We start from the raw sequence: 15,685 nt of genomic DNA on the forward strand, positions 1-15,685 counted from the left end.
CCCCGGCGGCCTCCCCCGCCCACCCGCTGCCCGCCCCCGCCGGGTCTTATGAGCCCGCGACCACCTCGACGTTCACGCTGGGCAGCGTCGGCTGCCGGACCCGCGACGCCGGCCTCGACATCCCCTTGGCGCGCGCGGAAACCCCGGTGCAGCGGCTCCTCGCGCGCGGGCTGTTGCTGCGGCGGGACGATCAGACCGTCGAGCTGCCGCGCGAACTCGGCGTGGCTCTTCGCGGCGGCGTGGTCTTCCCCGAGACCTCACTGTCCGAACCGGACCTGCCGGTCCATCCACATCAGACGTCCACAGTGGACAAGACGGCGGCCGGCGAGGCGATGGAACTGCTCCGGCACACCGAGGCGTTGCTGACGTCGTGGGCCGAGCAGCCGCCGCCGGTGCTGAAATCCGGCGGTCTCGGCGTGCGTGAACTGCGGAAACTCGCCAAGGATCTGGAGGTCGAGGAGGCACACGCCACGTTGCTGGCCGAACTCGCCGTCGGTGCCGGGCTGGTCGCCGACAGCGAAGCGGCCACGCCGGAGTGGGTGCCGACGACGCTCATGGACTCGTGGCTGGCCTCGCCGACGGCGCAGCGCTGGATCACCCTGACGCAAGCGTGGCTGGAACTGCCGAGGCTGCCGGGGCTCGCGGGCGGGCGGGACGCGAAGGACAAGCCGATCGCGCCGCTGTCGGAGGAACTGCGGCGTCCGCTCGCGCCGGTCGCGCGACGGCGTGTGCTCGCCGCGCTGGCGGAGCTGCCCGAGGGCGCCGGGGTGAAGAGCACCGACGAACTCGTCTCGGTCCTGGCCTGGCGCGCACCGCGCCGGGGCGGGCGGCTGCGCGACGAAACCGTGCGCTGGACGATGGCGGAGGCCACCTCGCTGGGCCTCGTCGGCCTCGGCGCACTCACCAGTGCGGCACGGGCCCTGCTCGACGAAGACCGTCCACGAGCGGTGGAGAAGATCCTCGACGCGCTGCCCGCGCCGGTGGATCACGTGCTGGTCCAGGCGGATCTGACGGTGGTCGCGCCCGGACCGCTGGAACCCGAGCTGGCCGCCGAGATGGCCGCGGTCGCCGACGTCGAATCCGCCGGGCACGCGACGGTCTACCGCATCACCGAGACGTCGGTGCGCCGCGCACTCGACACCGGCCGCACCGCGGACGAACTGCACGCGCTGTTCCGCGCGAAGTCGGCGACTCCGGTGCCGCAGGCGCTGAGTTACCTCGTCGACGACGTCGCCCGGCGGCACGGCCGCCTGCGTGGCGGGGCCGCCGGTTCGTTCCTGCGCTGCGACGACGAAGCACTGCTCGCGGAGGTGCTGGCGAGCCCGGTCGCCGCGGAATACGACCTGCGGATGATCGCTCCGACCGTACTGATCAGCCCGGTCCCGCTGGCCGAGGTCATCGACGGCCTGCGTGCCGCGGGTTTCGCTCCCGCCGCCGAAGGCCCCGACGGCCGGGTCCTCGACCTCCGACACGGCGGCAGGCGCCTGCCAGCCAAGGCCCGCGCCGCGCGGCGGGGCACCGGGGAGCAGGCCGTGCTGACCGACGAGCAAGCCGAGCGGATCGTTTCGAACCTGCGCGCGGGCGACGCCGCCTCCGCACGTCGCCGCGGCGCCGCCGTGCGCGCCCCGGTCGGCGGCGGCGCGGACACCTCGGCGACGTTGGAACTGCTTTCACGGGCCACGCTGGAACGCCGCGAAGTCTGGATCGGCTTCGTCGACTCGCGAGGCACGGCGAGCCAGCGCGTCGTGCGGCCGATCCGCGTCGGCAGCGGAGTCCTGGAAGGGTCGGACAACGAGCGATATCCGTTGCACCGCATCACCTCGGCAGCGCTGGTCGAGGAGTAGCGGGCCGAAACGCCCCAATGTGGCGTTGGGTGCGTTGGACGCAACCAACGCCACATTGGGGCGCATGGCGTGTCGGCCCGGCTGGGAGCCTTGGCGAATTTCGGGACCACGAAGGGAACTTTCGTGGTGCCCAGCGCTGAAGTACCCCTTCGGAGCAATCAGCCGGTCACCTTCACGACGACCTGCTCGTGGTCGATGGTGTACGCCTCGTACTCGAACCGCAGCCCGGTCCGCTCGACGTACTCCTGCCACGCGCGGTGCTCGTGATCCGGCCAGCCCGGGTAGTTGAAGTACTCGTCGAAGATCACGACCGACCCAGGACGCAGGCGCGGCCCGACGAGGTCGAGGACGGTCTTCGTCGATGAGTAGAGATCGCAGTCGACGTGCAGGAAATCGACCGGGCCGGGGTGGGTGTCGAGGAATCCTGGCAGGACTTCGTCGAACCAGCCGACGACCAGCTCGCTGCCGGGGACGTCCGGGAGACTGTCCACATCGAACGTTCCGGCGGGGAAACCCGATCGCCAGGTCTCCGGCAGCCCCTCGAAGGAGTCGAAGCCGTAGACCCGTTCGCCGGCGCGCGCGTCGGCGATGATCTTCAGCGTCGTCCCGGAGTAGACACCGAACTCCAGCGCCATTCCTCCTTGCGGGGCAAGGGTCAGCGCGTGTTCCAGCGTCCGGTGCGGCTCCGGGAACGACCGCGCGTTCGCCAGCTGCTCCCGCACGAACGCGGCGCTGCGCCGTGCGGCCTCGGCCTCCCCGGCGAACAGCAGGTCACGGCGGGCCCGGTGTTCCACCTGGCTCGCGTGCTCGACGAGCCGGTCGCCCTGGCCACGGACCTCGCCCGCCAGTTCCCGGCGTAGTTCGGCGATCTCGCGGCCGAGGGCGTCCAGCCGTGCGGCGTGCCCGGCGAAATGCCGGGACACCGCCTCGTCGACCACGCGGGAAAGCTTGTCCCGCAAGGACTTCCGCAACCGGGTGGCACGCAGCGCCCTGCCGATGCCGTGGTACATGTCGTCTCGTCTCGTTCCGGTTCTCCTGGGGCGGCAACGCTCCGGGCGCTCAGAGCACGGAGCGCGGGAAGCGCGGCCTCGGGTTGAACGGAACGCCGCGCAGCAGGCTCTTCACGATACGCAGCCGCAGCGACTTGGGAACCTTCCCCATGGCCATCCCGTGGAGAACGCGGTAGGCGAAGCCCGCGAAGGCGAACGGACTCTCGTGGTGCAGGCGGTACGAGGCCTCGTTGCGGGCGCCGTACTCGTACTTCCAGACGTTCTTGTCGTTGATCTGCCCGAAGTTCACGCCGAGATTCGCCGGCAGGTCATGGACGACGACACTGGTGAGTACCTGCAGGCCCGGCGCCGCCTTGGTGACGCGGAGGGTGTACTCCATGTCGTCGAACCAGATGAAGTAGTCCGTGAGCGGCAGCCCGAAGCGGGCCACCGTCCACCGCGGGATCAGCACCGACACGAACGAGCAGTGGCTGACCAGCACCGCCTGCTGGCCCAGCGAAAGCAGCCGCCCCCAGTCCCAGGTCGTGCCGGGGTTGTTCATCTCGCAGATGCCACCGTCGGTCCACTTCACCACCGAGCACGCGAACGGCATCTGGTGGCCGAGGGTCTGCTCGGCCTTGCCGAGGCCGTTGACCAGCTCCTCCAGCGCGTCCGGATTGGGGTAGCAGTCGTCGTCCATGATCCAGAGGAAGTCGGCGCCCAGCTCGTACGCCTTGGACATCCCGGCCGCGAACCCGCCCGCGCCACCGGTGTTCTCGGCCAGGCGCTGCACGATGACCCGCGGGTCGGTCCGGTACGAAGCGAGCAGCTCGTCGGTGCCGTCGGTCGAGGCGTTGTCCACGACGACAACCCATTCCGGGGCGAGCGTCTGGGCCAGGACGTGGTCGAGGACCGTGCCCAGCTTGTCCTTGCGGTTGTAGGTGACGACGATTGCGGCGACCTTGTTCACGACGACCATCCTCGGTACAGCTCATCGGCCCAGGCCTTCGCCCGCGGCAGTTTCGCGAAGGCCGCGCTCTTCCCGGCCTGCTCTTCGAACCAGTGCTTACGCTGTTCCGGCTGCGACATCATGGTCCGGATCCGCGCGGCGGCCTGCCGGACGAAGGGATAGGGATGCCTCGGGCACAGCAGGTCGTCGGTGACCAGCGATGCCTGCGAGCCGACGTCGGCGGAGACGACCGGGACGCCGGCGGCGGTGGCCTCGAACGTGGTGAGCGTCAGGCCTTCGTTCTCCGAGGTGACGACCAGGACGTCGGTTTCCGCGAGCGTCTTCGCGACCGGGACGTCGGGGCCACGGACCTCGACGAGGTCGGCGAGCCCGAGCCGGGAGCGCAGGCTGTGCACCTCGTCGGCCAGTTCGCCCTCGCCGTGCATGATGAACCGCACCGCGCCGGGCGCGGACGAGCGCAGCTCGGCGGCGAGCTTGAGGAAGATGTAGGGCCGCTTCTGCTGGTGGAACCGGCCGATGTAGGTCACGGTGAACGGGCCAGGCTTCGCCCCGCCGGGTGCGTCCGGGGTGATGCCCGCCGTGGTGGTGCCCGCGAGCGTGGCCAGTATGACCTTCTCGGCGGGAATGCCCTGGCGGTGGACGAGATAGTCGCGCAGTTGCGGGGAGATCACGTGGTGCGTGTCGATCATCGCCGAGACCCGCACGGCGTGGTCGACGAATCCGCCGGTCCGCCACTCCAGCACGTGCTGCGAGTCGACGACCGGGACGTCGGGCCACACGGACTTGACCCACGGCAGCCGGTCGTACAGCCAGGTGTTGTGGTGCACGTGGATGCCGCGGATGTCGAAGGCGGAGAAGAGACCGTCGAACAGCGCCGAGTCGGTGCCGTGCGTCAGCGGGTGGCTGAGCGGGATGACGACCACGCCGTCGAACTCGGGGCGGGTGATCCACGGGTGGTTCGACGCGCGGTCGGTGACGACGATGGGGGTGAAGCCGTGTTCCTTGGCGAGCTGGATGCAATCCAGCGCCCATCTCTCGGCACCGCCGAGCTCCAGCCAGTGCAGTCCGAACAGGATGGCCCGCCGGGCCTCCGTCGCCGGGCGCTGGTACCCGTGGGCACCGCTGACCGGCGCGCGGCGCGGAAGCTGCCGTTCGCGGAGCCGGCGCTCGACGACGTCGGTACGCAGCTGACGCAGGAAGTCGTACTGGAACGGGATCCGCGACCGGAAGGCCTTCCTCGCCCTGCCGACCGGGCCCGTGAGCTGGCTGTAGGTGTTCTGCAGCTCGGGCTTTCCGCCGACGTCGATGACGAGGTCGAGCATCCCGCCCGGCGCCTCGCCCGTCGGCGGGACGAGGCTGCGCACGACGACCGAGCCGACCGGCTCCCTGTCCTCGGTCCAGCCGATGTGCAGGCACCGGTCGTCGGTGAGCGACGGGTGCCCGCCGTGCGGGGCACGCACCACGGTCAGCCGGAGTGTCGCACCACGCCGCACCAGCGCGTGGTAGTTCGCGGCGCCGATCAGCAGCCTGCGCTCACGTTCGTCGAGGCCGCCCGCCTCGTCCAAACCGATACCACGATCCTCGATCAGCTCGAATGTCCGAGCGGGCGAACCGGTTCTCACGCCAACCCCCATCAGCCAGCATCCATTACGATGACCTCTAACCCCTGGAAAAATTCACAGTTCCCGCGAGGCCGGAAATGAATCCCCCGACGGCCTTTCAGGAAGTACCGAACTCACCACTATCGGCGGCGCGGACATTCACTCTATCGGATGCGAGGAAGCGCTTTCCGCCAGGCCCCGCCAACTCTGCGCGCCCACTCTCGCCGCCCGGCCCGGCTCGCAGGATGTGAAAACCGGCCCGAGGTTGCCTTCGCACGAGTGAAGAAATCACGTCGTGACCATTTGTGAACAACTGTTGCCCGAATACCCGGAAAAGACATGACAGTTGTCACCGGTCGCCGGAAACCTGTAACGAAGGAGCGGGATCGGACGATTTCACGAAAACGTGCCCGCACGACACCGGGTGAACCCACCCCGGCACCTCCGCACGCGAGCGAGGCCGGGAAGTACCTACAGGGCGCGGAGTCCGGCGAGGACACGCTCCATGAACTCGCGCGACGACCGGTCGCCCAGCACCAGTTCGGTCTGGTGGATCAGCACCAGGCCGACGTCCGACATGTCGCCGACGAGCACCTTCACCACGCCGAGCGGCAGCCGCAGATGCGCCGCGATCTCCGCTACGGAGCGGGTGTCCAGGCACAGATCACAGATCCGGCGGTGTTCGACGGACCGCACGCCGCGGTAGCGCCGCCCGTCCTCACTGGTGGAAACCAGCGCTTCGAGGGCGAGGTTGTGGTCCGAGTGGGTCCGCCCGCCGGTTCGTGTGTACGGGCGTACGCGCGAGCCGGAGGGAAGCACCGGGGACTCGGCAGGCGGCGGGACCGCGACGAGCGGGCCGGGCGCGGGCACCGGGGCGCCCTGCCAGCCATCGGCCGGATCCCACGCGGGTTCGGCGGGGACCGGCGCGGCGGCGGAGTGCCTGCCCGCGGCCGCCCACTCGGGAGCGTGCACGGGTTCGGCCACCGGTCGCGGTTCGACCTCAAGGGTTCCCGACGCCCACCCGCGGACGTCGGAATCGGCATGCCTCGCCTGCTCGGGACGCGGGCGCGGAGGGGGTGGCGGGGGCGGCTGGCGTTTCGGCACGACACGCATCGCCAGCGTGCTCATGTCGAAGCGGCTCGGTGAGTCGATGCCTTCCCGCTCGGTGCCCCGGTGCAGCGACTCCCAGCCGCTGGTGTCCGGGTCTTCGAAACCGGTGATCCTCATCGCACGCTACCCACGTACGCCGCCCTGCAGCTGTGCGCGCAGTTCCGGGGTGATCTGCTGGCCGACCCGCTCCACGAGCAACGTCATCTCGTAGGCCACCGTGCCGATGTCGCACGTCGGCGCGGCGAGCACCGCCAGCGACGAACCGTCCGCGACGGACATCAGGAACAGGTAGCCCCGCTCCATCTCGACCACGGTCTGGTTCACGCCACCGGCCTCGAAGCAGCGCGCCGCGCCCTGGGTGAGACTGATCAGCCCGGAGGCCACCGCGGAGAGCTGCTCGGCGCGTTCCTGCGGGAGTCCCTCGGACGGCGCGAGGAGCAGGCCGTCGGCCGAGACCAGCACGGCATGCGCGGCGCCGGGTACCCGGCGCACGAAATCCGTGATGAGCCAGCCGAAAGTGCCCTGCTGCTGGCCGGAAGCCGTCACTGCCCCTCCAAGCTGTTGTCGCGGACGCGTGTGCCCATCACGAGCGAAGCGCCCGCGGACACGTGCCGAAGACGCTTGCTCCCAGCGTATTCGGCCCGCCAAGAGTGTCGAGTCCGTCATTATGGACGTCTTCGGCACGGTACGTGCGCGACTGGACGCGGATTGCGCCGACACATGCCGAACCACGCATCCGTGGGTCACTCCATGGTGGTAACGACAACCGTGCCGCGACGACCTGTCCGTGCAGGTCAACCGCGTTACCGATCGCCTGATCGGGCAGTTCCGGCCCCGACCGTACCGAAGGGGAAGGCCCTTTCCATCCTCCGGTCGGCGGCACCACTCCCCGAAGCGGGTGAAGCACGCCGAGTTCACCCCAACGGCCGCATCCGCTTCTCCCATTTCCGCCCTTATCCCGCCCGCAGCGCCGTATCGTGTGCGATCGCGTGCTGCACGACCGAGATCAACACCTGCTTGGCCGATTCCCGCTCCCGTGCGTCACAGGCCATGATCGGCACCGACGGCGCGATGGTGAGCGCGTGCCGGACGTCCTCGATCTGGTGATGCAGCAAGCGGTCGAAGCAGTTGATCGCGACCACGTACGGCAGCTTCCGGTTCTCGAAGAAGTCGATCGAGGGGAACGCGTCGGCGAGCCGCCGGGTGTCCACCAGCACGACGGCCCCGATGGCACCCACCGCGAGGTCGTCCCACATGAACCAGAACCGGTGCTGGCCCGGCGTGCCGAACACGTACAGCACCAGGTCCGAGTCCAGCGAGATCCGGCCGAAGTCCATGGCGACCGTGGTGGTCGTCTTGTTCGGGGTGGCCGTGACGTCGTCGTGCCCGACACTCGCCTCGGTCATCATGGCCTCGGTGGTCAACGGGTCGATCTCCGAGATCGCCCCGACCAGTGTCGTCTTCCCCGATCCGAATCCGCCGGCCACCACGATCTTGGCCGACGATGTCGGACCGGTCACCTGCGGCGCATTCGCGTCGGAGTCAAATTCTCCGAAGCCCACTGAGCACCCTTTCCATGAACTCGATACTCGGGCGGTCACCGACGGCCGCGCCGCTGGTGTGTACCAGCACCAGGCCCAGACCCGCCACGTCACCAATCAGGACCCGGACGACGCCGAGCGGCAGGCGCAGCAGCGCCGCCACCTCCGCGACCGAGCGGGTGTCGAGGCACAGGTCGCAGATCGACCGGTGTTCGGGCACGCGCACGCGGTCGAGCACGCGCCCGTGTTCACTGGTCGAAACCAGTGCTTCGATGGCCAGGTCGTACGTCGGCCGGGTCCGGCCCCTAGTCCGGAAGTACGGCCGGACAAGGCCGGAGGACTGGGTTTCCTCGAACTGCTCGTCGACGTACTCGTTCTGCGCCTGCTGCGGCAGCGCGGCGGCCAGCTCCTCGGAATTCGGCCCCTGCGACATGTCCCGGCTCGCGCTGTACGCCGCCAGTTCCCCGGTGGTGTACAGCGGCCCGCTCACGCCGCCGAACAGCTCGGAGCTCGGGCCGCCGAACAGCCGCTCACGGTTGCCAGGCACGTGCAGGTCGGGATCGTTCGCGGCGTAGTTGTCGGTCAACCGCGGCGGTTCCTCGGCGGACAGCTCGGACTCGCCGGCCCCGCCGCCGCTCCGCCGCGCCCGCCATTCGCGGTCGACCCGCTCCCGGAACGACTTCCAGTCCTCCCGGCCGTCCTCACCGCCGCGCTCCGCCCAGTTGCCCGAGAAGTCGTCACCGAGCCGGCCATCGCCCCTCAAGCGTCCGTCATCCACGACATTCTCCTCGGTTCCCCGGCCGTCAGCGCCTCGCCGCGCCCTGCAGTTGCGCTCGCATCTCCGGTGTCAGCTGCTGCCCGACCCGCTCGACGAGCAGCGTCATCTCGTAGACGACCAGACCGATGTCGCTCTCCGGTGAACCCAGCACCGCGAGGCAGGAACCATCCGACACCGACATGAGGAACAGGAAGCCGTTCGCCATCTCGACGACCGTCTGCGCGACGGCGCCGCCCTCGAACACCTTCGCCGCGCCGCGCGCGAGGCTGGTCAGCCCCGAGGCGACCGCCGCGAGCTGATCGGCCCTGTCCTTCGGCAGTCCCCGCGAGGCCGCCAGCAGCAGACCGTCCGCGGACACCACGACGGCATGGGCCGCCCCCGGCACCCGGTGCACGAAATCCGTGATCAGCCAGGCGAAACTGCCGGCACTGCCCTTGCCCGTCTGACCGCTCGGCTGTGCCGAACCGCCACCCGGCTGCATCGCACCCGCCCGTGTCACCTTGACTCCTCACTGCTGTCCTCGGCCGAACCCGGCACGCCACTCGCCCGATCCTTCAATGCGTGCCTACCCGATGTGTATCCACGTTGGAAGCTTGCCATCCTGCTCCGCGCCGCTGTCGCCGAGCGGGTGATCGCGCCCGCACCCGGCAGGCCGACGGTCGTGTCGGCCAGCGAAACCGCCGGTTCGGCGGGCGGGGCGGGCTCGATCGAACCGGGGACGAGGTAGGCGTTCGGGATGCGCTTGGGCAGCCCGGCCGGGGTGATCTCCTCGCCCTTCGCTTCGAGCAACGACTGTGCCGCGTTCCAGCCTTCGTCGGACGCGCTGTGCCACCCGTCGTCGGCCGGCGGCAAGAGCGTTTCGCTCGCCTGGCTCGGCTCCTCCTCGATCGGGCTCGGTTCTTCCTGTACGGCAACCGGGTCGGCCGCGGGTTCAGGGGCGTCGGCTCCGGACGAGGCGCCGAGTTCGTCGGCGGCCCCGTTCTCGTCGCTCTCACTGAACCAGCGTGACAGCACCGACTGGTAGATGGGCAGCCGCCGGGTGGGTACATCGTCCTCGAGAGCGGCGGCGTCGTCGGTCTCGGGCAGGTTGTCGGCGGGCTTCCGCTCCTCCGGCGCGACGTAGGTCGGCTCGCGCTTCGGCAGCACCAGCGGCGAGAAGCGCGTCTCGGCCAGGCTCGCACCTTCGCCGTTCGCGGGCCCGGCGAGATCGTCCGCGGTCGGCCACGCCGGCGTCTCCTCCGACGAGGATCCGGAACTCGTGAACGGACCCGCCGCGTTCGTGAACGGGCCTGCCGCATTCGTGAACGGCCCGGCCGCGCTGTTCCCCGCGACGAGGTCGTCGAGGCTGATCGGCTGGTCCAGCGGCACAAGGCCACCACTCGGCGTGGCCGCGGGCTGCGGCGGGGAGACCGGCGGCGGTGGCGCCTGCAGCGCAGCCGACGGCGGCGGCGGGGTGATCTCCGTAGGCCGTTCAAGCGGCGGAATGCCCGGATAGGACGTCTCGGACCGGTTGGCGGGCGGCGGGGTGTGCCGCGGCGGGGCCTGCCGGATCTGCGTGAGCAGCTCGGCGGGCACCACGACGCGGGCGATCACGCCGCCCTCGATGTCCTCGTTCTCGCGCAGCCGGACCTCGATGCCGTGGCGCTGCGCCAGCCGCGCGACCACGTACAGGCCCATCCGGCGGGTCACCGAGACGTCCAGGTCCGGCGGGTCGGCCAGGCGCTGGTTGATCTCGGCGAGCCGGTCCTCGGCCATCCCGACGCCGTGGTCGGTGACCTGGATGGCGAGCGCCTTCTTCCTGGTGACCACGGCCCGCACGATGACCTTGGTCTCCGGCTCGGAGAAGTAGGTCGCGTTGTCCAGCAGCTCGGCGAGCACATGCACGAGGTCGTGGATCGCCAGCCCCTGCACCGCGACGTCGGGCACGATGCCGACCTCGATGCGGGCGTACTGCTCGATCTCCGACACCGCGGCGCCGATGACGTCGGCGGCGGGCACCGGCTTGGGCACCGACTTCGCCAGCCCGGCACCGGAGAGCACCAGCAGCGATTCACCGTTGCGGCGCAACCGGGTCGCGAGGTGGTCGAGCTCGAACAGGCTGGCCAGATGGTCCGGGTCCTGCTCGTCGGCCTCGAGCCGGTCGATCACGCCGAGCTGGCGTTCCACCAGCCGCTGCGAACGCCGGGAGAGGTTCACGAAGATGCCGTTGACGTTCTCCCGCAACAGCGCCTGTTCGGCGGCCATCTTGACGGCCTGCTCGTGGACGACGTCGAAGGAGCGCGCCACCTCGCCGATCTCGTCACGAGAAGTGACCGGCACCGGATCGACGGCCTTCTTCGAGGCGTTGATCGGGTCGGGATCGTCGAGGATCGCCTGCACGGTGGCCGGCAGCCGGGTGTAGGCGACGTCCAGCGCGTTCTTCCGCAGGATCCGCAGCGGACGCAGCATCAGGCGCGCGACCAGCAGCATCAGCACCAGTGCCGCGATGAGCGCGGCGAGCACGATCGCGCTGTTGATCCACGCCGAGCTGATCGCCGCGCTGGCCAGGTCGTCGGCACGGGTCCGCAGCTGGGCGAGCAGGTTGCTCTCCACCGCGCGGAGCTTCTCCGCCGCGACACGGCTGTCCTTGTCGAGCAGCGCGCCGTCGATGTTCGGTGCCTGGCCCTGCTGGGCGAAGGCGAACGCGGCGGTCTGGATCCGGCGCCGGTCGTCGACCTCGGGGCCGGAGACGGTGTCGGAGTAGAGCTGCCGCTGGTCTTCGGTGGAGTTCGCGAGGAACGACGCGATCGCGGCGTCACCGGACGCCGCCGCGGCGCGGGTCTGGTCCAGCAGGTCGCCGGGGAAGGCGTTGCGGAAGGCGGCGACCTCGAAGGCGGCGTCGGCGCGGGAGATGAACTCCTTGGCCTCGCTGATCGCCTGCGTGCTCGTGCCGAGCCGGAGCACGTCGCGGTCGGTGACCGCGGTGGTGACCTCGCGGCCGAGCTGGATCAGCGAGTCGAGGATCGAGGTGTAGGTGTTGAACACCATCAGATCGGAGAAGGAGGACGTGCTGATCGCCGCGCGCAGCGGGCGCAGCGCGTCGAGCCGCTGGAGCCCCCGCGAGTACCGGTCGCTGGTGTCCTGGTCGTCGGTGTTGAGCGAGGTGGCCGAGGTCCGCAGGTCGTCGACGACGCGGTCGACCCGGGAAACCTGCGCGTCGAGGCCGGTCTGGCGGAGCGCGTCACCGGAGGCGAGGCGGGTGACCGCGAGTGCGCGTTCGCTCTGCAGCTCGTGCACCACCGTGGTGATCTTGACGGCGAAGGCGACCTGGTCGGCGGTGCGCTGGAACTGGCTCGCCTGCTTGGCGTCGTCGACGACCCGCAGCGCGCCGAGCACCAGTGCGGTGAGAGTGGGGATGATGAGGATGGCGGCGAGCTTCGAGCGCAGCCGCCAGTTGCGCATACCGGTGAAGATCCCGGTTCGCCGGGACGGGTCCGCTTCCGGATCCGTCCCGTGAGTCTGCGCAGGGGTCCCTCCTACCCCCGCGGTGTCTACGTTCGGCACCGCCGCACCACCATTGTCGTCCGGGCTGGTAAAGCCCTGTTCGTTCCGACGCCCCGAAGTTCCCGGGCGCCCCGTGTTGTCTTCGACCACTTCTAACCGCACGCTCCCGGCCAGCGGAACACCGTCCCGGTGGCGGGATTCCAGCGCGTGAGGTTACCCGAATGGGGGAATAGATCGATATCCCCACCAGTTCCTGGTACTGCCTCCCGCCGAGAACACGACAACGCAGTGGCTGAACCCCGCTCCCTCGAGCGGCATCGGTTCAGTTCGAGCATTGGTTACCGGTCCCTGCACTGGTTCTCATTCGATCCGACGGCCTAACCCACCAGCGCGGCGGCTCTGCCCGGCCAGGCTGAAGGTACTGCCCACCGCAGAAGAGGCTCGACTTGATCGGCCATCCAGGCACTCTCTCTCACTACATTGGTGGTCAGCACATCACCGTAGGTGCAGAGGGTAGCGAACGACCGGGCAAGATGTAACCCTCCCGAAAGCGGGGAGGACGAGCCTGACAATCGGACAGCGAACCGGACATCGCTGGATGTGATCATGACGCTATACGCAGGGTTAACGACTACTGCATGTGGCGCAAGAGTCCTCCGCAAGGAGCCGAACGGGTGAGCTAGGCCACTTTGGTTTTCTTCGAAATAGACCCATTGTGAGCAAGCGGTCACGTTCTCTACAGTGGCCCGCGTGTCTTCTCCACGGATTGACACGCCTCTTCGTTCACACCGGTTCAGCCATCGAGAACTCCTCCCAGGGGGCATGCCTTGTTTGGACTCGGCACGGGCAACAGCGGCCGCCGCGGGCTACGCACCGCGCTCGGCGTAGCGCTCACCGTGGCGACGGCCGCCTCCCTGAGCGGCTGCGGCATGCTCGGCGGCTCGGACAGCGCCTCCACCGCCGGATCCGGCGGCCTCGAGAAACCGAACCTCAAGGTCGCGATCATGTCGACCATCGACACCGCCCCCTTCCGCCTGGCCCAGGACGCCGGCTACTTCAAGAACGAGGGCCTCACCGTCGAAGCCACCGAAGCCCCCACCGGCCAGGCGGCGCTGACCAAGCTCATCGGTGGCGAGGTCGACATCAGCTACTCCAGCTACACCCCGTTCTTCGCCGCCAAGAGCAAGAACACCGCCGACATCCGCCTCGTCGCCGACGCCTCCTCGGCCGCCCCCAAGAGCACCGCCGTCGTCGCGCTACCGAACTCCCAGGTCAGGAGCGTCCTCGACCTCGCGGGCAAGAAGATCGGCATCACCGCCCCCAACACCATGTCCGACACCCTCACCAAATCGGTCATGAAGGACCACGGCGTCGACTTCTCCCACGTCGAATGGCGTCCGGTTCCGCTACCCAACGTGGCCGCGTCGCTGAAGAACGGCGACATCGACGCCGCGTTCCTCACCGAACCGTTCATCACCCAGTCCGCGAGGGCCGTCGGCTCCGTCCCCGTGGTCGACACCGCCACCGGGTCCACCCAGGACTTCCCCACCGCCGGCTACGGCGCGCTCGGCAGGTTCACCACCGAGAGTCCCAGGACCGTCGCCGCCTTCCAGCGCGCCATGCTCAAGGCCACCCGCGATTCGGCCGACCGCGCCAAGATCGAGCCCCTCATGGTGAAATACGCCAAGGTCGACCAGGACACCGCCGCCCTCACCACGCTCCTCACCTTCCAGTCCACATTGGACGCACGACGCATCCAGCGCGTCCCCGACCTCATGCTCCAGATGGGCGCCATCACCACCAAGGTCGACGCCGCCCCGATGATCGTCCCCCAGGTGAACGGCTGACCCATGCCAGAAAGACTCCGCGCGGCCATCCCGGTGCGGCACCGGCTCTCCGGCCCGGCGCCGCGCGGCGCGGGCGGTCGCGGCTCCGCCCGAGAAAGCGGTTTCTTTCCGGCGAAAGGTCTGAACCACTACGTACCTGGTGAGCTTTTGGTCACGAGACCGGCACAATCCGCCCACGGAGTGTCTAATGTCGACGCCGCCGAGCCGGCGCGGGCGCACGCCCTCACGGACCGAAACTCGCCGGGTATGTCCGTTTCCGGGGCCCCGGAGACCGCGCGTCGCCCGCGACGCGGCATGCTAGGGACGACCGGAGAATCTGCCGACCGATCGAAAAACGAAACGCTTACCGTGGTGTGCACAAGATCGACGGTGTACACAAGAGCGACGAGAACACAGACCCACGTCCGACTCGGGATGCCCTCGGGGTGCTCGCAGGAGCAGGTGAACGGCCGAACGTGCAGCGCTACAAACCCATCCACACCGTGACATCTGCAAGGAGCTGACCTTGTTCACATCCGCCACCAACGGCGTGCCCCTGCGGCGCCGCACTATCCACTTTGCGCTGGCGGCCCTTGTCGCGACCACCGTGAGCGGCTGCGGCCTGCTCGGTGGCTCGGACGGCTCGACGTCGGGGGGAAGTTCGGGCGGGCTGGAAAAGTCCTCCATCAAGGTTTCCGTCATGTCCGTCATCGACACCACGCCGCTGCGGCTCGCGGTGGACGGTGGCTACTTCAAGGCCGAGGGCCTCGATGTCCAGACCATTGAGGTACCGGATGGACAGACCTCGCTCACCAAGCTGATCAGCGGTGAAGCGGACGTCGCGTTCTCCAGCTACCAGCCGTTCTTCAGCGCGAAGGCGAAGAACACCGCGGACATCCGGCTGGTCGCCGACGCGGTGTCGGCCAGCCCGAAGAGCAACGAAATCATCACGGGGGCGAACTCCTCGGTGAAGGGCATCGCCGACCTGGCGGGCAAGAAGGTCGCGATCACCGCCAAGAACACCGCGTCCGACCTGCTCACCCGGTCGGTGCTCAAGGACCACGGCGTCGACCCGAACAAGGTCAACTGGGTCCAGATGGGGATGTCGAACGTGGCGCCCGCGCTGAAGAACGGCGACATCGACGCGGGGTATCTCGCCGAGCCGTTCCTCACCCAGGCCGGGAAGACGGCGGGCGCCGTCCCGCTCGCCGACGCCGCGAGTGGTGCGACGCAGGACTTCCCGCTGGCTGGCTACGGCGCGCTCGGCAAGTTCGTAACGGACAGCCCGAAGACGCTGGCCGCCTTCCAGCGCGCCATGCAGAAGGCGACCCGGGACGCGGCCGACCGCGCGAAGATCGAGCCGCTGGCGGTCAAGTACGCCAAGGTCGACCAGGACACCGCCGCACTACTCACGCTGCCGACGTTCGTGTCCACTTTGGATGCCCGCCGCCTCCAGCGGGTCCCGGACCTGATGCAGCAGATGGGCGCGATCCCCGCGAAGATCGACGCCGCGCCGATGATCGCCCCGCAGGTCTCCAACTGA

The 15,685-nt window shown here is 69.3% G+C and carries 11 protein-coding genes and 1 pseudogene; 3 read left to right on the forward strand and 9 right to left on the reverse strand.

Going from position 1 to position 15,685, the window contains the following annotated elements; translation table 11 throughout:
* A pseudogene (locus tag ACFW0G_RS29615) lies at nucleotides 1-1,844 on the forward strand (helicase-associated domain-containing protein); the annotation flags it as partial.
* 158 nt (nucleotides 1,845-2,002) lie between these two features.
* On the opposite strand, the gene ACFW0G_RS29620 reads toward ACFW0G_RS29615, so the two are convergent.
* From ACFW0G_RS29620 to ACFW0G_RS29660, 9 genes are all read right to left on the reverse strand, one after another.
* On the reverse strand, nucleotides 2,003-2,854 hold the full coding sequence (locus ACFW0G_RS29620; RefSeq protein ID WP_378328702.1) for a class I SAM-dependent methyltransferase: 852 nt from the start codon (nucleotides 2,852-2,854) through the stop codon (nucleotides 2,003-2,005).
* 49 nt (nucleotides 2,855-2,903) lie between these two features.
* A complete protein-coding gene (locus ACFW0G_RS29625) occupies nucleotides 2,904-3,803 on the reverse strand; it encodes a glycosyltransferase family 2 protein (RefSeq protein ID WP_378328703.1) in 900 nt (299 codons plus the stop codon).
* Nucleotides 3,800-5,425, reverse strand: coding sequence for a glycosyltransferase family 4 protein (locus ACFW0G_RS29630; RefSeq protein WP_378328704.1), 1,626 nt, complete (start codon nucleotides 5,423-5,425; stop codon nucleotides 3,800-3,802). The genes ACFW0G_RS29625 and ACFW0G_RS29630 overlap by 4 nt, the downstream gene beginning before the upstream one ends.
* Before the next feature lie 450 nt (nucleotides 5,426-5,875).
* On the reverse strand, nucleotides 5,876-6,631 hold the full coding sequence (locus ACFW0G_RS29635) for a DUF742 domain-containing protein (RefSeq protein WP_378328705.1): 756 nt from the start codon (nucleotides 6,629-6,631) through the stop codon (nucleotides 5,876-5,878).
* Nucleotides 6,632-6,637: 6 nt separating this feature from the next.
* Complete coding sequence (locus ACFW0G_RS29640; RefSeq protein WP_378328706.1) at nucleotides 6,638-7,060, reverse strand: roadblock/LC7 domain-containing protein; 423 nt, start codon at nucleotides 7,058-7,060, stop codon at nucleotides 6,638-6,640.
* A 407-nt stretch (nucleotides 7,061-7,467) separates the two neighbouring features.
* Nucleotides 7,468-8,076 (reverse strand): ATP/GTP-binding protein, encoded by a 609-nt coding sequence (locus ACFW0G_RS29645; protein WP_378328707.1) that lies wholly within the window; start codon nucleotides 8,074-8,076, stop codon nucleotides 7,468-7,470.
* A complete protein-coding gene (locus ACFW0G_RS29650) occupies nucleotides 8,057-8,833 on the reverse strand; it encodes a DUF742 domain-containing protein (protein WP_378328708.1) in 777 nt (258 codons plus the stop codon). Before ACFW0G_RS29650 ends, ACFW0G_RS29645 begins: the two co-directional genes overlap by 20 nt.
* Nucleotides 8,834-8,858: 25 nt before the next feature.
* On the reverse strand, nucleotides 8,859-9,314 hold the full coding sequence (locus ACFW0G_RS29655) for a roadblock/LC7 domain-containing protein (RefSeq protein WP_378328734.1): 456 nt from the start codon (nucleotides 9,312-9,314) through the stop codon (nucleotides 8,859-8,861).
* Between the two features lie 14 nt (nucleotides 9,315-9,328).
* Nucleotides 9,329-12,274, reverse strand: coding sequence for a nitrate- and nitrite sensing domain-containing protein (locus ACFW0G_RS29660; protein WP_378328709.1), 2,946 nt, complete (start codon nucleotides 12,272-12,274; stop codon nucleotides 9,329-9,331).
* 971 nt (nucleotides 12,275-13,245) lie between these two features.
* On the opposite strand from ACFW0G_RS29660, the gene ACFW0G_RS29665 reads away from it, so the two are divergent.
* Entirely contained in the window at nucleotides 13,246-14,163 is a 918-nt protein-coding gene (locus ACFW0G_RS29665) for an ABC transporter substrate-binding protein (protein ID WP_378328735.1), read from the forward strand.
* 505 nt (nucleotides 14,164-14,668) lie between these two features.
* On the forward strand, nucleotides 14,669-15,685 hold the full coding sequence (locus tag ACFW0G_RS29670) for an ABC transporter substrate-binding protein (RefSeq protein ID WP_378328710.1): 1,017 nt from the start codon (nucleotides 14,669-14,671) through the stop codon (nucleotides 15,683-15,685).

The sequence above is a fragment of the Amycolatopsis sp. NPDC058986 genome (assembly GCF_042741125.1).
Lineage (GTDB): Bacteria > Actinomycetota > Actinomycetes > Mycobacteriales > Pseudonocardiaceae > Amycolatopsis.